Consider the following 22,172-nt stretch of genomic DNA (forward strand, 5'->3'; position numbering starts at 1 on the left):
CTCCTAGACCCGGTCCGCCAGGCAGGTCAGCGCGTGGCTCGCCGCCTCGGCGGCCGCCGTCTCCGCGTCACCCGCGCGGATCGCCTCGACCAGCCGCGCGTGGTCCATGTGGTTCTCCGGCCGCAGTTCCCGGCCGACGTCCACCCGGAGATAGTCCCGCAGCAGATCGCCCAGGTCGGCGTAGAGGCCGGTCAGCACGTCGTTGTGGGAGGCGGCTACCACGGCCAGATGCAGCGTCGCGTCCGCCGCCACGAACGCCTCGGCGTCCCCCGCCGCCCAGGTCTCCTCCCGCCGCCGCATGAGCGCGTCCAGCTGCCGCAGATCCCGCTCGGTGCGCCGGGCGGCGGCCAGGCGCGCCGCCGACGACTCCAGCGTCGAACGCAGCTCGGCCACATGCCGGGGATCGGCGGACGCGAAGCGGCGGTGCATCACCCCGGCCAGCTCGCTGGTGGCGACCACATAGGTGCCCGAGCCCTGGCGGATGTCGAGCAGACCGTTGTGCGCCAGCGCGCGCACCGCCTCCCGGACGGTGTTACGGGCCACCCCCAGCTGCTCCACCAGCTCGGGTTCGGTGGGGATGCGCGCACCCACGGGCCATTCGCCCGAGGTGATCTGATTCCTCAGCTGGGCAATCACCTGGTCGGCGAGTGCCGAACGCCGGGGAGACGTCAGCGCCATGGTGCTCCTTGCTCGGAGACCCGGAAGGGGCGGGCGGTTCCGCCGTTCTCGGGCTGTCCGAATGATCTCAGGGATTCAGAGGAATGGACAAGCAATCATCCCATGATTCTATGATGGCCCCATGCGTGACGACGAGACCCCTCCCCAGACCGCGACCGGGACCCTGAACCCGGCCACCCCGGCGGCCGCCCGCACCGACGGCGGCCCCGCCCCGCGCACCGGCCCCGCGCCCTGGATCCTGCGCCTGGTCGCCGTCGGGCTCGTCCTCACCGCGCTCAACCTCCGCCCCGCCATCACCAGCCTCGGCGCCCTCCTCGAAGAGGTCCGCGACGGGCTCCACATGAGCGGCAGCGTCGCCGGTGTCCTCACTTCCGTACCGCCGCTGTGCTTCGCCGTCTTCGGGGTCATGGCGCCCCGGCTGGCCCGTCGCTTCGGAGCGGGCGCGGTGGTCTGCGCGGGCATGGTGGCCATCACGGCGGGCCTCGTCATCAGGCCGCTCATCGGCGGCACGGCGGGCTTCCTCGCCGCGAGCGCCCTCGCCCTGATGGGCATCGCCGTCAGCAACGTCCTGATGCCGGTGATCGTCAAGCGCTGGTTCCCGGACCGGGTCGGCTCCATGACCGGCCTCTACTCCATGGCCCTGGCCCTCGGCACCTCGCTCGCCGCCGCCGTGACTGTCCCCCTGACCGACGCGCTGGGCGGCAGCTGGAAGGCCGGCCTCGGCATCTGGGCCGTGCTGGCCGCCGCCGCGATCCTGCCCTGGATCCCGCTGGTACGGGACCGGGCCGCGGCCCCCGGTCAGGGCGCCGCGCACCCGGCGCAGGCGGCGGCTCCGATGCGGATCACCCGCAGCCGCACCGCCTGGGGCCTCGCCTGCTTCTTCGGCCTCCAGGCCACCGCCGCCTACATCACCATGGGGTGGATGCCGCAGATCTTCCGCGACGCCGGGGTCTCCGCCGGAACGGCCGGCGTCCTGCTCGCGGTCACCATGGCCATGGGCGTCCCGCTCGCCTTCGTCATCCCGAGGGTGGCCGCCCGGATGCGGAACCAGGGCCCGATCGTCGTCGTCCTCGCCGCCTGCGGCCTCGTCGGCTACGCGGGCCTCTACCTCGCGCCCGCCGGCGGCGCCTGGGCCTGGGCACTGCTCCTGGGCGTCTCGAACTGCGCCTTCCCGCTCGCCCTCACCATGATCGGCATGCGCGCCCGCAGCGGCGCCGGCGTGGTCAGGCTCTCCGCGTTCGCCCAGTCCACCGGCTATCTGATCTCGATCCCCGGCCCGCTCCTGGTCGGCGTCCTCTACCAGCACAGCGGCGGCTGGGGGCTCCCGATCGCGCTGATGGCGGCCCTGATGGTGCCGCAGATGGTGGCGGGGGTGCTCGCCGGACGGGACCGGACGATCGAGGACGAATGCTGAGATGCGAGACTGTGCCCATGTCTCCTGTGCTCGATCCGAATCCCCAGAACGGTCAGAAGAAGCTGCTCCTCGTCTTCGGGGCGATGCTGCTGATCACGGTCGTCGTCGGCATCATCGCGTCCATCGCGTCCCCCTGACCCCTCCGGCACAGGGCACGGGCCGGGATGGTGGGGCTAGCACCACCATCCCCTAGGGGGCCAGGGTCAGGGTGAAGTGGGTGGGTCACCGGATGGGGCGGGCGCTCCCGTGTCCGTAGGTTCTGAGTCATCAGAACCGACCACCCACGGAGGCGGACATGCCGGCCCGTACGCACACCCGGACCACCCGCCCGGATGCGAGCAGCGTCGACGTCCGGCTGCCGTGGTGGGCCGTCGCGCTGCCCGCCGTGGCCTTCGCCGCGCTGCTGCTGCTGATCGCCGGGCCGGGCCAGGCGCACGCCGCGGCGGGCGATCCGGGGGCCGGCCAGTTGCTCGGGCGAATCGCGGAGTTGCTGACCCGCTGACGGCCGGAAACCGGGCGGGGGAGCCCTCCAACACCCTGCGCCAGGTGGCGCAATTCATGCGAAGCTGAGATGTATGAGCGTCGATACACCTCGCAGGATCGTCCTTCTCAGGCATGCCAAGGCGGAATGGTCGCAGGACTCCGACCACGAGCGGCCGCTCGCGGAGCGCGGCCGCACGGACGCCCCCGTGGCAGGCCGCAAACTCGCCGATTCCGGGATCGTCTTCGATCTGGCCCTCTGCTCGACCGCCGTCAGAACACGCGAGACGTGGAAGCTGGCCGTGCACGAGATGCCGCAGCGCCCCAGGACCGTTTACGAGGAGCGGCTCTACGAGGCCTCGCTCGGCGAGCTGATCGCCCTGGTCAACGAGACCCCCGACGAGGTCGCCGACCTGCTGGTGATCGGCCACAACCCGGGGATGCACGCGCTGGCCGACGCCCTCTCGGGTGCGTCCGATGGCGACGCCCTGGCCCGGATGACCCGCGGCGGCTTCCCCACTGCGGCCTTCGCCGTGGTCGAGCTGCCCGGCAGCTGGAAGAGCGTCGAGCACGGCGTCGGCAAGCTCGTCGAGTACTGGACCCCCAACGACTGACCCGCGACCCAGCGACTCGGCCCAGCGACCGGCCCGTCCGGGCGCGGTGAGGGCCCCGGCGCACAGGCAGTGGCCTGCGCACCGGGGCCCTCGCCGTCGGACGGCACTGCCCGGCAAGTCTTCGGGGTGCCTACTCGACGAGACCGTCGGCGGCCTCGACCTCCTCGCGGGTGATCCCGAGCAGATAGAGCACGGTGTCCAGGAACGGCACGTTCACCGCGGTGTGCGCGGCCTCGCGGACCACCGGCTTGGCGTTGAAGGCGACCCCGAGGCCCGCCGTGTTCAGCATGTCCAGGTCGTTCGCCCCGTCACCGATGGCCACCGTCTGCGCCAGCGGCACCCCGGCCTCGGAGGCGAAGCGCCGCAGCAGCCGGGCCTTGCCCGCCCGGTCGACGATCTCCCCGGTCACCCGTCCGGTGAGCTTCCCGTCGACGACCTCCAGGGTGTTGGCAGAGGCGAAGTCGAGCCCGAGGCGCTCCTTCAGATCGTCGGTCACCTGGGTGAACCCGCCCGAGACGACGCCCACTTGGTAGCCGAGCCGCTTCAGCGTACGGATCAGGGTCCGGGCCCCGGGCGTCAGCCGTACCTCGGAGCGGACCTTGTCCACCACCGACACGTCGAGCCCCGCCAGCAGGGCCACCCGCGCGTGCAGCGACTGCTCGAAGTCCAGCTCGCCGCGCATCGCCCGCTCGGTCACCTCGGCGACCTCGCCCTCGCAGCCGGCGTGGGCCGCGAACAGCTCGATGACCTCGTCCTGGATGAGCGTGGAGTCGACGTCCATCACGACCAGCCGCTGGGCCCGGCGGCTCAGCCCGGCCGAGACGACCGCGACGTCGACGCCGATCCCGGCGGCCTCGACGGCCAGCGCGGTGCGCAGCGCCTCGGTCCCCGTACCGGACACCGCGAACTCCACGGCCGTGACCGGATACTTCGCCAGCCGGAAGATGCGGTCGATGTTCCCGCCGGTCGAGGTGATCCGGGCCGCTATGGCGGCGGTCGACTCCGCGGTCAGCGGATGCCCGAGGACCGTCACATGGGAACGGCCGTCCCCGCGCGGCCGGTTGTCGCCCGTACCGGAGATGATCTCGGCCTGCAGCTTCAGCGACTCGGCCCAGCTGTGCACGGTGGCCCGCAGGTCGCCCTCGGTGGTCCCGCCCGCGGTCGGGGCGGTGACCAGTGCGCACAGGACGATACGGCCACGGGTGACGACCTGCTCGATGTCGACCACGTCGACCGAGTAGGCGGCGAGGGTGTCGAACAGCCCCGCGGTGATGCCGGGACGGTCCTTCCCGAAGATCTTCACGAGGAGCGTCGGTGTGTCCCGGCCCTGGAGTGATGCGAGGGGCTCAGGAGACGACGAGGGCTGAGGGGGCTGAGATGCGCTCATGGTGCTCCCACCGTATCGGTCCGCGCGGCGCCCCCGGCAGCCCGTCCCGAGGACCGGACAGCCCGCCGTGACGTACCGATCGTCCCTTTGTGTGCGGTCTGCCACCGCTGGCTGGTGATTGGGGTGGAACGGTCGTTTTTCACCGGCGGGCGGCCGTGAACGCGCAGGTCTCGGTGAGGTCACCCTCCGCCGCCCGGCTTTCGTATCGGGGACTGCTCCTGGAATAGTTCCCCACGATGTTCAGCATCCCTAGACTCCCCGCAACGGGGGTCACTCGGGGGACAACTAGTGGGGCGCGGAGTGCCGGAACTCGTACTGGAATTGAATGGCAGGACCTGGACGCTCGATCCGTCCAGGTCGTACACCCTCGGACGCGATCCGCAGGGCGACATGACGATCGACGACGCCAGAGTGTCGTGGCGGCACGCCACGATCAGCTGGAACGGCCGCAGTTGGTCCATCGAGGACCACGGCAGCACCAACGGCACCTATGTGCAGGGCCAGCGGATCCATCAGCTGGAGATCGGGCCGGGCTCGGCCGTGAACCTGGGCAACGCCACCGACGGGCCCCGGCTGAGCCTCAGCGGCGCCGGTGCCGGTGCCGGTGCGTACAGCGCCCAGGCCGCCGCGGGTGCCCAGGCACCGGCCCCGCCGCAGCAGCAGCCGCAGCAGGGCGGTCCGGGCTGGCAGCAGCCGGCCCAGCAGCCGCAGCAGGCCTGGCAGCAGAACCCCCAGGCCCCGCAGCAGCCTCATGTGCCGCAGCAGCAGGGCATGGCTCCGGCACCCCACGGCGGTGGCCCCGGCGGCGCGGCGGGGGCGCCACCGGTGTACGGGGACCGCAGTCCGACCACGTTCCACCAGCTGGCCCTCGGCCGGGTGATGCGGATCGGCCGTGCGCTGGAGAACGAGCTGGTCGTCTCCGACCTCCAGGTCTCCCGGCACCACGCCGAGTTCCACGCGACGCCCGACGGCCGCTTCGAGATCCGTGACCTCGGATCCCACAACGGCACGTACGTCAACGGCCAGCCGCTCTCCAAGTCCGGCTCGGCGCTCATCGGCCCGAACGACATCGTCGGCGTCGGTCACTCGACGTTCCGGCTCGTCGGCGACCGGCTGGAAGAGTTCGTCGACACCGGTGAGGTCTCCTTCGCGGCCCGCCACCTCACGGTGACGGTCGACGGCGGCAAGCAGATCCTCAAGGACGTCTCGTTCGGCGTCCCGGAGAAGTCGCTCATCGGGGTCATCGGCCCGTCCGGCTCCGGAAAGTCGACCCTGCTCAAGGCGCTCACCGGCTACCGGCCCGCCAACCAGGGCGACGTCCTGTACGACAACAGGAATCTGTACAAGCAGTTCGCCGAGCTGCGCCAGCGCATCGGTCTGGTCCCGCAGGACGACATCCTGCACAAGGAGCTGACCGTCACCCGCGCCCTGAAGTACGCGGCCAAGCTCCGCTTCCCCGCGGACACCACCGAGGCCGAGCGCCAGGCCCGGATCCACGAGGTGCTCGCCGAGCTCAAGCTCGACATCCACAAGGACAAGAAGGTCACCTCGCTCTCGGGAGGCCAGCGCAAGCGCGTCTCCGTGGCGCTGGAGCTGCTCACCAAGCCGTCGCTGATCTTCCTGGACGAGCCGACCTCCGGCCTCGACCCGGGCATGGACCGCGATGTCATGCAGCTGCTGCGCGGCCTGGCCGACGACGGCCGTACCGTCCTCGTGGTCACGCACTCGGTCGCCGAGCTGGCCATCTGCGACAAGCTCCTGGTGATGGCGCCCGGCGGTGCCGTGGCCTACTTCGGCCCGCCGGAGGAGGCGCTGAACTTCTTCGGCTACACCACCTGGGCCGACGTCTTCTCCGCGTTCGAGAACTACCGCGACTACGACTGGGCGGGCCGCTGGCGCGGTTCGCAGCACTACCAGATGTACGCCGCCGACATCGACGCCGTCGCCGCACAGTCCGTACACATGCCGCCGCCGCAGCAGATGCGCCCGCCGAAGCCGCAGGGCTGGATGGCGCAGCTGTGGACGCTGATGCGCCGCTATGTCTCGGTGATCGCGTCCGACAAGGGCTTCATGGGCCTGATGGTGATCCTCCCGGCGGTGCTCGGCATCGTCAGCGTGGTCATCCCCGCCGACTTCGGCCTGGCGCCGCCCAAGCCGCCGTCCCGGTTCAACGGAGACGCCGGAACGATCATGCTGATCCTCGCGGTCGGCATGTGCTTCTCCGGCGCGGCCAACTCCGTACGAGAGCTGATCAAGGAACGGGTCATCTACGAACGGGAACGGGCCACCGGCCTCTCCCGCTCGGCCTATCTGATGTCCAAGGTCATTGTGCTCGGTGTGATCACGGCCATCCAGGGCGTCATCATCTGCGGCATCGGCTTCGCCACCCGCGACCTGCCCGCCGAGGGCCTGATCATGCCGCCGGCGGTCGAGCTCTGCCTGACGATCATCGCGCTCGGCTTCACCTCGATGATGTTCGGCCTGGTGATCTCCTCGCTGGTGAAGACCGCCGAGAAGACCATGCCGCTGCTGGTCATGTTCGCGATCGTCCAGGTCGTCTTCACCGGCATCCTCTTCCAGGTGTACGGCTCGCCGGGCCTGGAGCAGTTCGCCTGGCTGATGCCCTCGCGCTGGGCCATCGCGGGCGCCGGTACGACGCTCGACCTGGCCCACCTCATGCCGCCGTGGGACCCGAAGAACCCCACGGACCTGGACCCGCTGTGGGAGCACTCGGTCGGCCAGTGGGCGACCGACATCTCGGTGCTGCTCTTCCTCGGCATCATCTGCGGAGTGGCGGTCGCCCGGCTGCTGCGCCGCCACGAGCCCGAGGTCATGCGCAAGTAACGGGCCCGGATCGCGCCGCAGGGCGGCACCCCGCACGGGGGTGCCGCCCTTTGGCGTCGTGTCGTCTCGCGGGGGACGGCCGCGGATCAGTACGCGCTGTTGACGTTGTCGATCGAGCCGTACTTGTCGGCGGCGTAGTTGGCCGACGCGGTGATGTTGGCGACCGGGTCGTACTGGGTGTGGGGGGTACCGCTGACGTGGTACGCGTCGAACGTCGGCTTGATGATCTGGAGCAGACCGATCGACGGGACGCCGTTGATGGCGTTGATGTCCCAGTCGTTGATGGCGTTCGGGTTGCCGCTGGACTCCCGCATGATGTTGCGGTGCAGGCCGTCGTAGCTGCCCGGGATGCCCTTGGCCTTCATGATGGCCAGGGACTCCTTGATCCAGCCGTCCAGGTTGTTCGAGAAGACGCGGGTGCGGGCCTCGGAACGGCTGGCGGCCTGGTGGCCGCGCTTGGCGGCGGCCTTGCGGGCCTTCGCCTTGGCGTGCGCACGGGCCTTGGCCTTCGCCTTCTTGGCCTTCGCCTTGGCGTGTGCCTCGGCCTTCTTCTTCGCCGCGGTGGCCTTCTTGGCCTTCGCGGCGTCGGCGGCCTTGACCAGCTGCTCGGCGGTCGAGTGCTGCTCGATGATGCTGTTCTGGATGGTCTTGGCCTGCGGGGTGCCGGCGGCGGACGCGAAGACCACCGGGGCGGCGGAGAGTGCCTGAGGCTCGGTCTCGGCCTCGGCGTTACCGGGCACCAGGGACAAGGAGAGTGCAGCGGCGGCGACGGCGGAGACGCCGGCGACGGAGAGCTTCTGGGTCTTGTTCAGGCGTCGGAGACGGCCGGGAATGCTGGACGCGGTCATATCAGGCGTACCTCTTCGAATCGCGGAAGTCCTCACGGAGGACGAAGACGGGAGGCGGCTTCGCATCTCCGTCGGGGACGAGAGCAATTCTTAGCGGCAGCAAAATGCCGTGGCAAAGGTGTGACGTACGAAGCCGGGTAGTGGAACCGGGGTGACGTCCTGGGTGGATTTGGGTGGTCATGCCCACCCAAATCGCCCTTATTGGTCCACTAGGCGGCTTCGTAAGTGACGTGGGCCCTATGTGCGGCCTCACATCGGGGACGTAACAGTCTCACCATCCGTTGCTTCAGCAATGCGGACTGTGAGGTTCCGGTATGGGTCCCGCAGCCCGGTCCGCACCGGCGGCCTCCCCGGGCAGCAGCAGATGGACGTCCCCGAACTCGTGCCAGAGATAGCGGTGGCTCAGCGCCTGCCCGTACCCCCGGCTCAGCGCCTCCCCGCCCGCGACCGCCTCCAGCATCAGCAGATGCGAGGCGCGCGGCTCGTGCAGCCCGGTCAGCAGTCCGTCCACCGCCCGAACCCCCCGCTGCGGCGTCACCACCAGATCCGTCCAGCCCGAGGCCGCCCGCACCACCCCGTCCGGCCCGGCCGAGGACTCCAGCGCCCGCACCGCCGTCGTCCCCACCGCGATCACCCGGCCACCGCCCGCCCGGGCCGCGTTCACCAGCCACGCCGTCGTCGCGGGCACCTCGAAACGCTCCGGATACGGCGGCTCGTACGCCTCCGCCGATGCCACCCCCGTATGCAGCGTCAGCGGCGCGAACTGCACACCCCGGCTCACCAGCTCCGCCACCAGGCCCGCCGTGAACGGCCGGGCCGCGCTCGGCATCTCCGCCGAACCGCTCCCGTCGGCCGAGGGCAGCGCGAACACCGTCTGGTACGCCGAGAGCGGCTGGTCCCGCTCCGTGTACCCGTAGCGGATCGGCCGCCCGTACCGCCGCAGCAGCCCCGGCACATCGGCCGACGCCCGCGCCCACCACAGCCGGGCCCCCACGCCCCCGCCCGCCACCGGCTCCGACAGCACCAGCCGCGCGCCGCCCGGCAGCCGGACCGCAGCCCCCGCGGGCCCGCCCGGGCGCGGCAGCGTCGCCCCCGCCCCGTCCGGCCGCCGCAGCTCCACCGACCAGCGCCCGTCCTCGCCCCGCGTCGAGAAGTGCACCACCACCCGCTCACCGGCCACCCGCCCGTTCACCGCGGCGGCCAGCGTCGGCGAGGTGTTGACCACCAGCACATCCCCGGCCCGCAGCTGCTCCGGCAGCTCCCGGAACGCGTGGTGCGAGACCTCCCGCCCCCGCGAGACCATCAGCCGTACGTCGTCCCGCCCGGCGCCCCGCTGCTCGGCCGGCACCCGCGCCGACAGCTCGGCGGGCACCCGCAGCGCGTCCAGCGCGGTCACCGCTCCTCCCCGGCCGCCGGCAGCGCCCCGGCCGTGTACCGGCCGCTCGGCGGACGCCGGTCCAGCAGCCGCAGGAACGCGGGCGCCACCCGCTCCGGCAGCGGCCGGGGCCCGTCGTCGTCCGGCACCGCCGCCGCGTACAGCGCCGTCCGCATGTCCCCCGGATCGACCGACCACACCCGCAGCCCCGGCTCCTCCACCCCCAGCACCGCCGCGAGCTGGTCGAGCGCCGCCTTCGACGCCCCGTAGCCGCCCCACGTCTCATACGGCTCCGCCGCCGCGTCCGAGCTCACCACCACGACCGTGCCCGCCGCCGAGGCCCGCAGCAGCGGCAGCGTCCGGCGCACCAGGCCGAGCGCCGCCACCACATTGGTCTCCAGCGCCTGCCGCAGCCCGTCCTCCGCCAGCTCCTCCAGCCGTACGAGGGGCTCCGCGCCCAGCGCGCTGGCATTGCTCACCAGCAGATCGAGCCCGCCCAGGCCGCGCGCCGCCTCCGCCAGCTCCGCCCGGTGCCCGGCATCCGTGACATCACCCGCCACCGCCGCCACCCGGCTCCCGTAACGCCCCCGCAGCTCCTCGGCCGCGTCCTCCAGCGCCCCGGCCGACCTGGCGTCGAGCACCAGATCCCAGCCCCGCTCCGCCAGCGCCGAGGCCAGTGCCCGGCCCAGCCCCCTTGAAGCACCCGTGATCAATGCGACAGACATGACCCTCGTCCCCTCGAACCCGTCGTGAAACCCGTCCGGGACGCCCGGCCGGCGGCCGGTCCCGGACACCTCCAACGTAGGAACGCCCACCCGCGCCGCGCCTCGTCCCCGGGGCCCACCCGGCAAGGCACTTCGACCTAGTCCTGGAGCCCCGGCCGACGGCCGCCCACCGGCCGATACGGGGGCAGGGGCCCCGCCGGTACGGTGAGGCCATGAGTCATCGCCCACCGTCGGGCCTCGCAGCGGTGAGTGCCGCGCTGCTCGCCATGAGCCGGCACCTGGAGGTGCGGGACGTCCTGAAGACGATCGTCGCCTCGGCCCGCGAACTGCTGGACGCCGAGTACGCGGCCCTCGGGGTCCCCGACGACCACGGCGGCTTCGCCCAGTTCGTCGTCGACGGCGTCAGCGACGAGCAGTGGAAGGCCATCGGCCCGCTGCCCCGGCAGCACGGCATCCTCGCCGCGATGCTCCACGAGGCGAAGCCCGAGCGGCTCGCCGACGTCCGCAAGGACCCGCGCTTCGAGGGCTGGCCCGACGCCCACCCCGACATGTCCGACTTCCTGGGCCTGCCCATCCAGGACGGCGACGAGATCATCGGCGCCCTCTTCCTCGCCAACAAGAACTGCCCCAAGCCCGAGGGCAGCTGCGGATTCACCGCCGAGGACGAGGAACTGCTCGCGATCCTCGCCCAGCACGCCGCGATCGCCCTGACCAACGCCAGGCTGTACGAACGCAGCCGCGAGCTCACCATCGCCGAGGAGCGCTCCCGGCTCGCCCATGAACTGCACGACGCGGTCAGCCAGAAGCTGTTCTCCCTGCGGCTCACCGCCCAGGCCGCAGCGACCCTGGTCGACCGCGACCCGGCGCGCGCCAAGGGCGAACTCCAGCAGGTCGCTGCCCTGGCCGCGGAGGCCGTCGACGAACTGCGCGCCGCCGTCGTCGAACTGCGCCCGGCCGGCCTCGACGAGGACGGTCTCGTCGCCACGCTCCGCACCCAGATCCAGGTCCTGGACCGCGCCCACACGGCCCGGGTCACCTTCGCGTGCGTGGGCGTACGGGCCCTGCCCGCGGCCCAGGAGGAGGCGCTGCTGCGGGTCTCCCAGGAGGCCCTGCACAACGCCCTGCGCCACTCGGGGGCCGAGCACGTGGACGTCACCCTGGACCGCGCCGGCGCCGGAACGGTGCTGCGGATCACGGACGACGGATGCGGCTTCGAACCTGCGGCCACCCGGCGCGCGGGGCGGCATCTGGGCCTGGTCTCGATGCGGGACCGCGCGAGCGGTGTCGGCGGGACACTCACGGTTGCATCCGAGCCCGGCAAGGGCACCACGATCGAGATGGAGGTACCCGGTGGCTGACAGAATCATCAGGGTGCTGCTGGTCGACGACCATCAGGTGGTCCGCCGCGGTCTGCGTACGTTCCTGGAGATCCAGGACGACATCGAAGTGGTCGGCGAGGCCTCCGACGGCGCCGAGGGCGTGGCCAGGACGGAGGAGCTGCGGCCCGACGTGGTGCTGATGGACATCAAGATGCCGGGGACCGACGGCATCGAGGCGCTGCGCCGGCTCCGCGAGCTGGAGAACCCGGCCAAGGTGCTGATCGTCACCAGCTTCACCGAACAGCGCACGGTCGTCCCCGCCCTGCGCGCGGGCGCCTCCGGTTATGTGTACAAGGACGTCGACCCCGACGCGCTGGCCGGTGCGATCCGGTCGGTGTACGCGGGACACGTCCTGCTCCAGCCCGAGGTGGCCGGCGCCCTGCTCGCCCAGGACGAGCCGGGCTCGGGCACCGGCCGGGGGACCACCCTCACCGAACGGGAGCGCGAGGTGCTGGGGCTGATCGCCGACGGCCGCTCCAACCGGGAGATCGCGCGGGCGCTGGTCCTGTCCGAAAAGACCGTCAAGACGCATGTCTCGAACATCCTGATGAAGCTGGACCTCTCGGACCGCACCCAGGCGGCGCTCTGGGCCGTCCGGCACGGGGCGGCGGGCTGACGGGGGCTGACGGGAGGCGTCAGCGCGACGGCCGGTATTCATACTCCCGGGTGAGTGTCACCCGAACGGCGCATCCTCTTCCGGCCGGTGGCGTTCTCCAGTGCGTGCTGCGGCGGCCTGCCGCGGCGACACGAGGAGGATCCTGAAGTGAAGAACCTGAAGAAGGCCGCTGCCGTCACCATGATCGCGGGCGGCATCATCGCCGCCGGCGCCGGCGCGGCCTCCGCCACCGGGCACAGCGGCGCGGGCGCCCACGGCGTGGCAGCGCACTCCCCGGGCGTGGCCAGCGGCAACCTGGTCCAGGTCCCGGTCCACGTCCCGGTGAACGTGGTCGGCAACACGGTCAACGTGATCGGCCTGCTCAACCCGGCGTTCGGCAACCTCGGCCTGAACGGCTGACACCCCATGCCGATGCCGCCGGCCGGGCCCTCCCAGAGCCCGGCCGGCGGCATCATGCGTACCAGGGGCCCGCACCTCTCGGAATCAGCCCGGCCCAAATCAAGCCCGCCCGGCGCTTGAGGGCATCCTTTCCGGCCGCCCGGCGCTTGAGGACAACGGGCCCGCCCGCCCCAAGGGCGGCGCCCCCTACCGCCCCCGCTCCTCCACATACGCGTTGTACGCCGCCACCTGCGCCCGCCGGGCCACCCGCTCCACCGGCCGCAACGCCTCGGCCCGCGCCGCCATCTCCGACGCGGCCACCGCACCCCCGTGCCCGTTCTCGTACGCCACCGAGACCAGCAGCCCCACCCGCTGCGCCAGCTCCAGCACCCGCACCGCCCGCGGCGGATACCCCGGGGCCAGCACCTCGCGCCCCCGCTCCGCCCGCGCCCGGTACGCCTCCACCGCCGCCTCGGCCACCGGCCCCGACCCGGCCACATCGAGCCGCGACAGCACGGCCGTCGCATCCCGCAACGCCTCGGCCAGTTCCCGCTCCGCCTCGCCCAGCGACGGCACATCGGCCGGCGGCGCCTCCCGGACCGCCAGGCACTGCCACGCCACGTCGACGTGGAGGTCCCCGGCCGGCCCCGCCTCGCGGACCTCGGGCACCAGTCCGTAGGGCGCACCGAAGGTGACCACCGCCTCCTCGGCCTCCAGCGCCCGCGCGTTGAACTCCGCAGGACCGCTGAGCCCCAGCGGATGCCCCGGAACCGGCAGCGCGACCCGGAAACCCGTCACCCCCAGCGTCCGCAGCCGCCCCAGCGCGAGGGTGAGACCGACCGGCCCCGCCTCGCCCGGCAGCCCCTCGACGCGGTGCACCGCGTCCTGTCCGACGATGGCCAGCGCCGCGTCGTCCGGCGACACGAGCCCGGCCAGCAGTGCGTTGCCCCAAGCGGCCAGCAGCCCTGAGCGTGGTTCCGAAAGCATGGCCCCCAGCCTAGGGTCTGTCCGGCGGATCACGGCCGGGACCGTACGACTACGGGCCCAGCGCCGGAAGCGCTCGCGCGGTGGCGTAGGTTTTCCCTGGGAGCTGTGCCCACAGGCACGCGACGATCTCGAGACTGCATGGGGAGACAACGCGCTCATGAGCGATGTACTGGAGCTGGTGGACGTATCCGTGGTCCGCGACGGACGCGCTCTGGTGGAAGACGTCTCCTGGTCGGTCAAGGAGGGGGAGCGCTGGGTCATCCTCGGTCCCAACGGCGCCGGCAAGACCACCCTCCTCAACGTCGCCTCCAGCTACCTCTTCCCGAGCAAGGGCAGCGCCACGGTCCTCGGCGAGCGCCTCGGCGGCGTCGGCACCGACGTCTTCGACCTGCGCCCCCGCATCGGCATCGCGGGCGTGGCCATGGCCGAGAAGCTCCCCAAGCGCCAGACGGTCCTGCAGACGGTGCTCACCGCCGCCTACGGCATGACCGCCACCTGGAACGAGAACTACGACAAGGTCGACGAGGACCGCGCCCGCGCCTTCCTCGACCGGCTCGGCATGACCGAGTACCTGGACCGGAAGTTCGGCACCCTCTCCGAGGGCGAGCGCAAGCGCACCCTGATCGCCCGCGCCATGATGACCGACCCCGAGCTGCTGCTCCTGGACGAGCCGGCCGCCGGTCTCGACCTCGGCGGCCGCGAGGACCTGGTCCGCCGGCTCGGCCGGCTGGCCCGCGACCCGTACGCCCCCTCCATGATCATGGTGACCCACCATGTCGAGGAGATCGCCCCGGGCTTCACCCACGTCCTGATGATCCGCCAGGGCAAGGTGCTCGCCGCCGGCCCCATGGAGACCGAGCTCAGCTCCCGCAACCTCTCGCTCTGCTTCGGCCTGCCGCTCGTCGTCGAGCACCAGGGCGACCGCTACACCGCCCGCGGCCTGCCGCTCGCCTGAGGGAGCCCGCGAGGCCCCCTGACGGGCCCTCCCGGAGCCTTCACGCCCAACCCGCCTCCGTACCGGACCTGTTGCGCCCTGTCCGCGGAGGTGCTTGCGGTCCTACGATGACCACGTGGACATCGACGCGTGGGTGTGGTGGCTGATCGGCGCGGTGGGACTGGGCATTCCGCTCGTCCTGACCGCGATGCCCGAGTTCGGCATGTTCGCCGTCGGAGCGATCGCCGCGGCGGTCGTCGCGGCGCTCGGCGGCGGAATCGTGGCCCAGGTCCTGGTCTTCGTCATCGTCTCGGTGGCACTGACCGCCGTGGTCCGGCCGATCGCCAACAGACAGCGCGTGGAGCGGCCCCAAGTCGCCACGGGGATCGACGCGCTGAAGGGCCGTCGGGCCGTCGTCCTGGAGCGGGTCGACGCCAGGGGCGGCCGGATCAAGCTGGCCGGCGAGATCTGGTCGGCGCGCACCCTCGACGAGGAACTGAGCTTCGAAGCCGGCCAGGAGGTCGATGTCGTCGACATCGACGGAGCGACGGCCGTCGTCATGTGACCGAACTGCCCCCACGGCAGCGCCCGTTCTGACAGACTCGATGTCGATCATCATGGAAACGGACCGCCGGGAGAACCGTCCCGACTGCGGCCCCCATACGATCTCGACCTCGATCATCGCGATCCGTCGGCAACCGAAGGGCACGAGAAAACGATGCAACCGATCATCATCGTCCTGATCATTCTGGTGGTGCTCGTCTTCATCGCTCTGATCAAGACGATCCAGGTCATCCCCCAGGCGAGCGCCGCCATCGTGGAGCGCTTCGGGCGGTACACCCGCACTCTCAACGCGGGCCTGAACATCGTCGTCCCGTTCATCGACTCGATCCGCAACCGGATCGACCTCCGTGAACAGGTCGTCCCCTTCCCGCCGCAGCCGGTGATCACCCAGGACAACCTGGTGGTCAACATCGACACCGTCATCTACTACCAGGTGACCGACGCCCGCGCCGCGACGTACGAGGTCGCCAGCTACATCCAGGCCATCGAGCAGCTCACCGTCACCACCCTGCGCAACATCATCGGCGGCATGGACCTGGAGCGGACGCTCACCTCCCGCGAGGAGATCAACGCCGCCCTGCGCGGGGTCCTCGACGAGGCCACCGGCAAGTGGGGCATCCGCGTCAACCGCGTCGAGCTCAAGGCGATCGAGCCGCCCACCTCCATCCAGGACTCGATGGAGAAGCAGATGCGCGCCGACCGTGACAAGCGCGCCGCGATCCTCCAGGCCGAGGGCACCCGCCAGTCCGCGATCCTCACCGCGGAGGGCGAGAAGCAGTCCGCCATCCTGCGCGCCGAGGGTGAGGCCAAGGCCGCCGCCCTGCGCGCGGAGGGCGAGGCCCAGGCCATCCGTACGGTCTTCGAGTCCATCCACGCGGGCGACCCGGACCAGAAGCTCCTGTCGTACCAGTACCTCCAGATGCTGCCGAAGATCGCCGAGGGCGACGCCAACAAGCTCTGGATCGTGCCCAGCGAGATCGGCGACGCCCTCAAGGGCCTCAGCGGCGCCTTCGGGAACCTTGGCACCGGTATGCCCGGCTTCAACACCGGCCAGGAGCGCCGCGAGGAACCCCCGGTCGACTGACCCGGCCGTCCCCCGTGCATGATCAGTGCACCAAGCACCGATCAGGCACGGGGGATCAGCCATGACCATCTGGGAGATGCTCGCCGTCTTCGCCGCGGGCATCAGCGCCGGCACGATCAACACGATCGTCGGCTCGGGAACGCTGATCACCTTCCCGGTCCTGCTCGCCACCGGCCTGCCCCCGGTCACCGCCACCGTCTCCAACGCCCTGGGCCTGATCCCCGGCTCCATCAGCGGCGCGATCGGCTACCGCAAGGAGCTCGAAGGCCAGCGCCGACGCGTCCTCAGACTGACCGTCGGCGCGCTCATCGGCGGCCTCACCGGTGCCACCCTGCTGCTGGCCCTGCCCTCCACGGCCTTCGAGACCATCGTGCCGATCCTGGTCGCCCTGGCCCTCGTCCTGGTCGTCCTGCAACCGCGCATCAGCAAAGCCGTCCAGCGCCGGCGCGAGCACACCGGCGCCCCGGCCCGCCCCGACGGCGGCCCCCTGCTCTTCATCGGCCTGACGCTCGCCAGTGTCTACGGCGGCTACTTCACCGCCGCCCAGGGGATCATCTACCTCTCCCTCATGGGCATGCTGCTCGACGACACCATGCAGCGCCTCAACGCCGTGAAGAACGTCCTGGCGGCCGTCGTCAACAGCATCGCCGCGCTCTTCTTCCTCTTCGTCGCGGACTTCGACTGGACGGCCGTCGTGCTGATCGCGGTCGGCTCCGCGATCGGCGGCCAGATAGGCGCCAAGGTGGGCCGCCGGCTCAGCCCCGTCCTCCTGCGCGCCCTCATCGTCACGGTCGGCACGGCCGCCATCGTCCAACTGCTGCTGCGCTGACACGGCGAAGCCCGCCTCCTCCCGGAGACGGGCTTCCCTCCCGCATCAGGCGTACGGCGGCTACGCCGCGGACTGCGCCAGCCACCCCGGCAGCGCGGCCCGGTCGCCGACCCCCAGCGCCAGCAGCATCGCGTCCGCCGGGGACGGCACGAACGGCTGCCGCAGCAGCGGCATCCCGGCCTGCTCCGGCGTACGGGCCGCCTTGCGGTGGTTGTCCTCGGCACAGGAGGCCACCGTGTTGAGCCAGGTGTCCTGGCCGCCCTGGGCACGCGGCACCACATGGTCGACGGTGCTCGCCCGCTTCCCGCAGTACGCGCACCGGTGCTGGTCCCTGATCAGCACACCCCTTCTGGACCACGGGGCCTGTCTTCGGAACGGCACCCGTACGTACCGGCAGAGCCTGATCACCCGGGGCACCGGAATGTCCACGGCGGCACCACGCATACGGAGATCGGGATGCGACTGCTCGACGACGGCCTTGTCCTGCAGAATCAGCACCACCGCACGGTTCAGCGTCACCGTCGACAGCGGCTCGAAGCTCGCATTCAGTACCAGCGTGTCCCGCATCTCGCCCACCTCCCGTGTGCCGCCCGCCCCCTGGCAGGCCCGGATCAACTCTGGCCGGGCAGGCCGTGATGGACAACGGATTAAAAAATGCCCTGCCCTGATCTCTCCAAGACCAGGGCAGGGCAAACGGCCTGCGAACGATTGGCTTCACTCGCCCGCTGCGGGCTCCGCGTACTCACCGATCAGCTGGGCGCGGCCCAGCGTGTGGAAGCGCAGGTTGAAACCGACCACGGCCGGCGAGGCATCGCTGTCCGGGCCGAGCTTCTCGCTGTCCACCGCGTACACGGTGAACACATAGCGGTGGTTCTCACCGGCCGGCGGAGCGGCGCCGCCGAACTCCTTCGACCCGTAGTCGTTGCGGGCCTGCACGGCGCCCGGGGGCAGCCCCTCGAACGTCCCGCTGCCCGCGCCCGCGGGAAGCTCCGTGACCGAGGCCGGGATGTCGAAGACCACCCAGTGCCAGAACCCGCTGCCCGTCGGGGCGTCCGGATCGAAGCACGTCACGGCGAAACTCTTCGTCTCCGCCGGGAAACCCTCCCACCGCAGCTGCGGCGAGGTGTTCCCGGCAGCGAACACCTGGGCGTCCGCGAGTACGGCCCCGGGGGCCAGGTCCTCGCTCACCACCGTGAACGAGGGGACCTCGGGATGGAAGTCGTGCGGCAGCGGCGCCCTCTTCGGCTCGGTCACGTCAGCACCTCTCCTGGTCGGTTCTGCCGTCGGCAGCTCTTCCCACCGACCCTAGGGGTATCTAGAGCCAGTTGCGCTGACCACCGACCTGCGAAAGCCACTGGTTCAAATAAGCCGCCCAGTCGGTCTCGTGGAAGTTGTGCAGCCCCACCTTGAAAGCGCGGTAGGAGTCGCTGCCCTCGCTGAAGAGACCCGGCTTCTTGTCCATCTCCAGGACGACGTCCATCTCGCGGTCGTCCGCCACGAAGGTCAGCTCGACCTGGTTCAGCCCCCGGTACTGCGACGGCGGGAAGAACTCGATCTCCTGGTAGAACGGCAGCCGCTGACGGGTGCCGCGGATGTGACCGCGCTCCATGTCCGCGCTGCGGAAGCCGAAGCCCAGCTGCCCGAAGGCGTCCAGGATGGCCTCCTGCGCCGGCAGCGGGTGCACGTTGATGGGGTCCAGGTCGCCCGAGTCCAGCGCCCGCGCGATCTCCAGCTCCGTGGTCACACCGATGTTCATGCCGCGCAGGTGCTGCCCCGCGAACGTCGTGATCGGCGTCTCCCACGGGATCTCCAGCCCGAACGGCACGACGTGCACCGCTCCGGCCCGCACCTCGAGCGCCCCGCCCAGCCGCAGCTTGGTGAACTCGATGTCCTGCTTGGTCTCCTGGTCCTGGCCCTCGACCTCGACCCGGGCCTGCAGTCCGACGGACAGCCCCTCGATCTGCTGGTCCACGGATCCGCCCTGGATCCGCACCTCGCCCTGCACGACCCCACCCGGTACGACGTTGAGCTCGGTGAGCTCCGTCTCCACCGAGGCGCCACCGGCACCCATGCTCGCGAGCAGCCGCTTGAAGCCCATGTTTTCCTCCTTGGTCCTGACCCCTACATACGCGCGATGACCGTAGTCGGTTCCCGGTAGCCTCGAACCTCATGATCGATGGCCCGGACCGTACGCCGCTGAAGCGGGACTTCTTCGACCGCCCGGTGCTCGAGGTGGCACCGGATCTCCTCGGCCGCACGCTGGTACGCAGCACACCGGACGGCCCGATCGAGCTGCGCCTCACCGAGGTCGAGGCGTACGCGGGGGAGATCGACCCGGGATCGCACGCCTTCCGGGGCCGCACCCCGCGCAACGACGTCATGTTCGGACCGCCCGGTCACGCGTACGTCTACTTCACCTACGGGATGTGGCACTGCCTCAATCTGGTGTGCGGCCCCGAGGGCATGGCGAGCGGGGTCCTGCTCCGGGCGGGCCATATCTTCGAGGGCGCCGAGCTCACCCGTAAACGTCGACTTTCGGCCCACCATGACCGAGAACTGGCCAAAGGGCCGGCCCGTCTCGCGACCGCCCTCGATGTCGACCGGGCACTGAACGGCGTCGACGCCATCGCGCACCCGGGTGCCGTCCTCTCCGTACTGCGGGGCACTCCGCCCCCGCCCGACCTGGTGCGCAGTGGTCCGCGCACCGGAGTGGGGGGCGACGGGGCCACTCATCCCTGGCGCTTCAGGATCGACGAGGACCCGACGGTGAGCCCCTACCGGGCCCATGTGCCGCGCCGGAGGTCAACTTGACTCGCCCCTGGGGGCCACCTAATGTAGTCCGAGCCGCTTGACACGGGTACAGCTTCTGGTTCGGTCCATCGGATCGCACGCCGAGCAACCCGAAGCGGCCAACCACTACCTACGACTCACCCCAGAGGGTGCGGACTTCGGCATGCCGAAATTCAGACCCACTGACTCGATTATGAGTAACCGGGAGAATCCGCTAACGTAGTGAACACGCCGAAAGGGAAAGCGCGAAAGCGAATTCCACGGAGGCAAATGCAGAATCCCGTTTCGGCCGGGAATCGGACGCGAAAGAGTCTGATAGAGTCGGAAACGCAAGACCGAAGGGAAGCGCCCGGAGGAAAGCCCGCAGGGGTGAGTACGAAGGAAGCGTCCGTTCCTTGAGAACTCAACAGCGTGCCAAAAGTCAACGCCAGATATGTTGATACCCCGGCCTGCTTCGGCAGGTTGGAGGTTCCTTTGAAAGTCCTGGCAAACTCCTTTGTGGGTTTGGTAGGCAATGAACACAGCGAGGACACAGTGGACGATCGGTCTTATTCCGGCCTGATTGTTCCGCTCTCGTGGTGTCGACCCGATTACGGGAAAACATTCACGGAGAGTTTGATCCTGGCTCAGGACGAACGCTGGCGGCGTGCTTAACACATGCAAGTCGAACGATGAAGCCTTTCGGGGTGGATTAGTGGCGAACGGGTGAGTAACACGTGGGCAATCTGCCCTTCACTCTGGGACAAGCCCTGGAAACGGGGTCTAATACCGGATAATACTTTCTCTCTCATGGGGGAAGGTTGAAAGCTCCGGCGGTGAAGGATGAGCCCGCGGCCTATCAGCTAGTTGGTGGGGTAATGGCCTACCAAGGCGACGACGGGTAGCCGGCCTGAGAGGGCGACCGGCCACACTGGGACTGAGACACGGCCCAGACTCCTACGGGAGGCAGCAGTGGGGAATATTGCACAATGGGCGAAAGCCTGATGCAGCGACGCCGCGTGAGGGATGACGGCCTTCGGGTTGTAAACCTCTTTCAGCAGGGAAGAAGCGAAAGTGACGGTACCTGCAGAAGAAGCGCCGGCTAACTACGTGCCAGCAGCCGCGGTAATACGTAGGGCGCAAGCGTTGTCCGGAATTATTGGGCGTAAAGAGCTCGTAGGCGGCTTGTTGCGTCGGTTGTGAAAGCCCGGGGCTTAACCCCGGGTCTGCAGTCGATACGGGCAGGCTAGAGTGTGGTAGGGGAGATCGGAATTCCTGGTGTAGCGGTGAAATGCGCAGATATCAGGAGGAACACCGGTGGCGAAGGCGGATCTCTGGGCCATTACTGACGCTGAGGAGCGAAAGCGTGGGGAGCGAACAGGATTAGATACCCTGGTAGTCCACGCCGTAAACGTTGGGAACTAGGTGTTGGCGACATTCCACGTCGTCGGTGCCGCAGCTAACGCATTAAGTTCCCCGCCTGGGGAGTACGGCCGCAAGGCTAAAACTCAAAGGAATTGACGGGGGCCCGCACAAGCAGCGGAGCATGTGGCTTAATTCGACGCAACGCGAAGAACCTTACCAAGGCTTGACATCGCCCGGAAAGCCGTAGAGATACGGCCCCCCTTGTGGTCGGGTGACAGGTGGTGCATGGCTGTCGTCAGCTCGTGTCGTGAGATGTTGGGTTAAGTCCCGCAACGAGCGCAACCCTTGTTCTGTGTTGCCAGCATGCCCTTCGGGGTGATGGGGACTCACAGGAGACTGCCGGGGTCAACTCGGAGGAAGGTGGGGACGACGTCAAGTCATCATGCCCCTTATGTCTTGGGCTGCACACGTGCTACAATGGCCGGTACAATGAGCTGCGATGCCGCGAGGCGGAGCGAATCTCAAAAAGCCGGTCTCAGTTCGGATTGGGGTCTGCAACTCGACCCCATGAAGTCGGAGTTGCTAGTAATCGCAGATCAGCATTGCTGCGGTGAATACGTTCCCGGGCCTTGTACACACCGCCCGTCACGTCACGAAAGTCGGTAACACCCGAAGCCGGTGGCCCAACCCCTTGTGGGAGGGAGCTGTCGAAGGTGGGACTGGCGATTGGGACGAAGTCGTAACAAGGTAGCCGTACCGGAAGGTGCGGCTGGATCACCTCCTTTCTAAGGAGCACTTCTTACCGGGCTTGCCTGGTCAGAGGCCAGTACACCGGCGAATGTTCGGTGCTGGTTGCTCATGGGTGGAACGTTGACTACTCGGCACGGTTGGCAAGTTTTCGT

Annotated in this window: 22 protein-coding genes and 1 rRNA gene; 14 read left to right on the forward strand and 9 right to left on the reverse strand. The window is 69.9% G+C overall.

Annotation, left to right across the window (positions count from 1 at the left end; all coding sequences use genetic code 11):
• Window positions 1–3: 3 nt before the first annotated feature.
• Window positions 4–678, reverse strand: coding sequence for a FadR/GntR family transcriptional regulator (locus RLT58_RS28265; RefSeq protein WP_311313188.1), 675 nt, complete (start codon window positions 676–678; stop codon window positions 4–6).
• A 121-nt stretch (window positions 679–799) separates the two neighbouring features.
• Between RLT58_RS28265 and RLT58_RS28270 the strand changes: the two genes are divergently transcribed.
• The 4 genes from RLT58_RS28270 to RLT58_RS28285 all read left to right on the forward strand — a co-directional run bounded on the left by RLT58_RS28270 (window position 800) and on the right by RLT58_RS28285 (window position 3,186).
• The gene (locus RLT58_RS28270; protein ID WP_311313189.1) at window positions 800–2,092 is read left to right on the forward strand and encodes a CynX/NimT family MFS transporter; all 1,293 of its coding nucleotides are present in this window, start codon (window positions 800–802) and stop codon (window positions 2,090–2,092) included.
• 26 nt (window positions 2,093–2,118) lie between these two features.
• Window positions 2,119–2,229 (forward strand): SGM_5486 family transporter-associated protein, encoded by a 111-nt coding sequence (locus RLT58_RS28275; protein WP_276607279.1) that lies wholly within the window; start codon window positions 2,119–2,121, stop codon window positions 2,227–2,229.
• A gap of 158 nt (window positions 2,230–2,387) precedes the next feature.
• Window positions 2,388–2,594, forward strand: coding sequence for a hypothetical protein (locus RLT58_RS28280; RefSeq protein WP_311313190.1), 207 nt, complete (start codon window positions 2,388–2,390; stop codon window positions 2,592–2,594).
• Between the two features lie 73 nt (window positions 2,595–2,667).
• The gene (locus RLT58_RS28285) at window positions 2,668–3,186 is read left to right on the forward strand and encodes a SixA phosphatase family protein (protein ID WP_311313191.1); all 519 of its coding nucleotides are present in this window, start codon (window positions 2,668–2,670) and stop codon (window positions 3,184–3,186) included.
• 130 nt (window positions 3,187–3,316) lie between these two features.
• On the opposite strand, the gene serB is transcribed toward RLT58_RS28285, so the two are convergent.
• Window positions 3,317–4,573 (reverse strand): phosphoserine phosphatase SerB, encoded by a 1,257-nt coding sequence (gene serB, locus RLT58_RS28290; protein WP_311313192.1) that lies wholly within the window; start codon window positions 4,571–4,573, stop codon window positions 3,317–3,319.
• Between the two features lie 288 nt (window positions 4,574–4,861).
• Here serB and RLT58_RS28295 point away from each other — a divergent pair, with 288 nt between their 5' ends.
• A complete protein-coding gene (locus RLT58_RS28295) occupies window positions 4,862–7,417 on the forward strand; it encodes an ABC transporter ATP-binding protein/permease (protein WP_311313193.1) in 2,556 nt (851 codons plus the stop codon).
• An 86-nt stretch (window positions 7,418–7,503) separates the two neighbouring features.
• Here the strand turns inward: RLT58_RS28295 and RLT58_RS28300 are convergent, their stop codons facing one another.
• The 3 genes from RLT58_RS28300 to RLT58_RS28310 all read right to left on the reverse strand — a co-directional run bounded on the left by RLT58_RS28300 (window position 7,504) and on the right by RLT58_RS28310 (window position 10,365).
• Window positions 7,504–8,265: a transglycosylase SLT domain-containing protein gene (locus RLT58_RS28300; protein ID WP_311313194.1), complete on the reverse strand. Its 762-nt coding sequence runs from the start codon at window positions 8,263–8,265 to the stop codon at window positions 7,504–7,506.
• A 286-nt stretch (window positions 8,266–8,551) separates the two neighbouring features.
• Window positions 8,552–9,661: an S-adenosylmethionine:tRNA ribosyltransferase-isomerase gene (locus RLT58_RS28305; RefSeq protein WP_311313195.1), complete on the reverse strand. Its 1,110-nt coding sequence runs from the start codon at window positions 9,659–9,661 to the stop codon at window positions 8,552–8,554.
• Complete coding sequence (locus RLT58_RS28310) at window positions 9,658–10,365, reverse strand: SDR family NAD(P)-dependent oxidoreductase (protein ID WP_311313196.1); 708 nt, start codon at window positions 10,363–10,365, stop codon at window positions 9,658–9,660. Before RLT58_RS28310 ends, RLT58_RS28305 begins: the two co-directional genes overlap by 4 nt.
• A 212-nt stretch (window positions 10,366–10,577) precedes the next feature.
• Between RLT58_RS28310 and RLT58_RS28315 the strand changes: the two genes are divergently transcribed.
• The 3 genes from RLT58_RS28315 to RLT58_RS28325 all read left to right on the forward strand — a co-directional run bounded on the left by RLT58_RS28315 (window position 10,578) and on the right by RLT58_RS28325 (window position 12,759).
• Window positions 10,578–11,723, forward strand: coding sequence for a GAF domain-containing sensor histidine kinase (locus RLT58_RS28315; protein WP_311313197.1), 1,146 nt, complete (start codon window positions 10,578–10,580; stop codon window positions 11,721–11,723).
• Window positions 11,716–12,360, forward strand: a complete 645-nt coding sequence (locus tag RLT58_RS28320) for a response regulator (protein WP_311313198.1) — start codon at window positions 11,716–11,718, stop codon at window positions 12,358–12,360. Before RLT58_RS28315 ends, RLT58_RS28320 begins: the two co-directional genes overlap by 8 nt.
• A gap of 147 nt (window positions 12,361–12,507) precedes the next feature.
• Window positions 12,508–12,759, forward strand: coding sequence for a chaplin family protein (locus RLT58_RS28325; RefSeq protein ID WP_311313199.1), 252 nt, complete (start codon window positions 12,508–12,510; stop codon window positions 12,757–12,759).
• A 186-nt stretch (window positions 12,760–12,945) separates the two neighbouring features.
• On the opposite strand, the gene RLT58_RS28330 is transcribed toward RLT58_RS28325, so the two are convergent.
• Window positions 12,946–13,725 carry an Rv1486c family protein gene (locus RLT58_RS28330; protein WP_311313200.1) on the reverse strand — a complete coding sequence of 260 codons (780 nt, stop codon included), beginning with the start codon at window positions 13,723–13,725 and terminating at the stop codon, window positions 12,946–12,948.
• Window positions 13,726–13,882: 157 nt separating this feature from the next.
• Here RLT58_RS28330 and RLT58_RS28335 point away from each other — a divergent pair, with 157 nt between their 5' ends.
• The 4 genes from RLT58_RS28335 (at window position 13,883) to RLT58_RS28350 (ending at window position 17,136) form a co-directional block, all read left to right on the forward strand.
• Window positions 13,883–14,680 (forward strand): ABC transporter ATP-binding protein, encoded by a 798-nt coding sequence (locus tag RLT58_RS28335; RefSeq protein WP_311313201.1) that lies wholly within the window; start codon window positions 13,883–13,885, stop codon window positions 14,678–14,680.
• Between the two features lie 115 nt (window positions 14,681–14,795).
• Entirely contained in the window at window positions 14,796–15,224 is a 429-nt protein-coding gene (locus RLT58_RS28340) for an NfeD family protein (protein ID WP_311313202.1), read from the forward strand.
• 153 nt (window positions 15,225–15,377) lie between these two features.
• The gene (locus RLT58_RS28345) at window positions 15,378–16,307 is read left to right on the forward strand and encodes an SPFH domain-containing protein (protein ID WP_311313203.1); all 930 of its coding nucleotides are present in this window, start codon (window positions 15,378–15,380) and stop codon (window positions 16,305–16,307) included.
• Window positions 16,308–16,368: 61 nt separating this feature from the next.
• On the forward strand, window positions 16,369–17,136 hold the full coding sequence (locus RLT58_RS28350) for a sulfite exporter TauE/SafE family protein (RefSeq protein ID WP_311313204.1): 768 nt from the start codon (window positions 16,369–16,371) through the stop codon (window positions 17,134–17,136).
• A gap of 60 nt (window positions 17,137–17,196) precedes the next feature.
• On the opposite strand, the gene RLT58_RS28355 is transcribed toward RLT58_RS28350, so the two are convergent.
• From RLT58_RS28355 to RLT58_RS28365, 3 genes are all read right to left on the reverse strand, one after another.
• Window positions 17,197–17,703, reverse strand: a complete 507-nt coding sequence (locus RLT58_RS28355; protein ID WP_311313205.1) for an HNH endonuclease — start codon at window positions 17,701–17,703, stop codon at window positions 17,197–17,199.
• 147 nt (window positions 17,704–17,850) lie between these two features.
• Window positions 17,851–18,390: a YbhB/YbcL family Raf kinase inhibitor-like protein gene (locus RLT58_RS28360; protein ID WP_311313206.1), complete on the reverse strand. Its 540-nt coding sequence runs from the start codon at window positions 18,388–18,390 to the stop codon at window positions 17,851–17,853.
• Window positions 18,391–18,451: 61 nt separating this feature from the next.
• Window positions 18,452–19,234, reverse strand: coding sequence for a sporulation protein (locus RLT58_RS28365; RefSeq protein WP_311313207.1), 783 nt, complete (start codon window positions 19,232–19,234; stop codon window positions 18,452–18,454).
• A gap of 71 nt (window positions 19,235–19,305) precedes the next feature.
• On the opposite strand from RLT58_RS28365, the gene RLT58_RS28370 reads away from it, so the two are divergent.
• Together RLT58_RS28370 and RLT58_RS28375 are read left to right on the forward strand one after the other, a co-directional pair.
• Window positions 19,306–19,947, forward strand: a complete 642-nt coding sequence (locus RLT58_RS28370) for a DNA-3-methyladenine glycosylase (protein ID WP_311313208.1) — start codon at window positions 19,306–19,308, stop codon at window positions 19,945–19,947.
• A gap of 582 nt (window positions 19,948–20,529) precedes the next feature.
• Window positions 20,530–22,055: ribosomal RNA gene (locus tag RLT58_RS28375) — 16S ribosomal RNA — on the forward strand.
• Window positions 22,056–22,172 lie beyond the last annotated feature (117 nt).

The organism is Streptomyces sp. ITFR-16, from assembly GCF_031844705.1.
Lineage (GTDB): Bacteria > Actinomycetota > Actinomycetes > Streptomycetales > Streptomycetaceae > Streptomyces.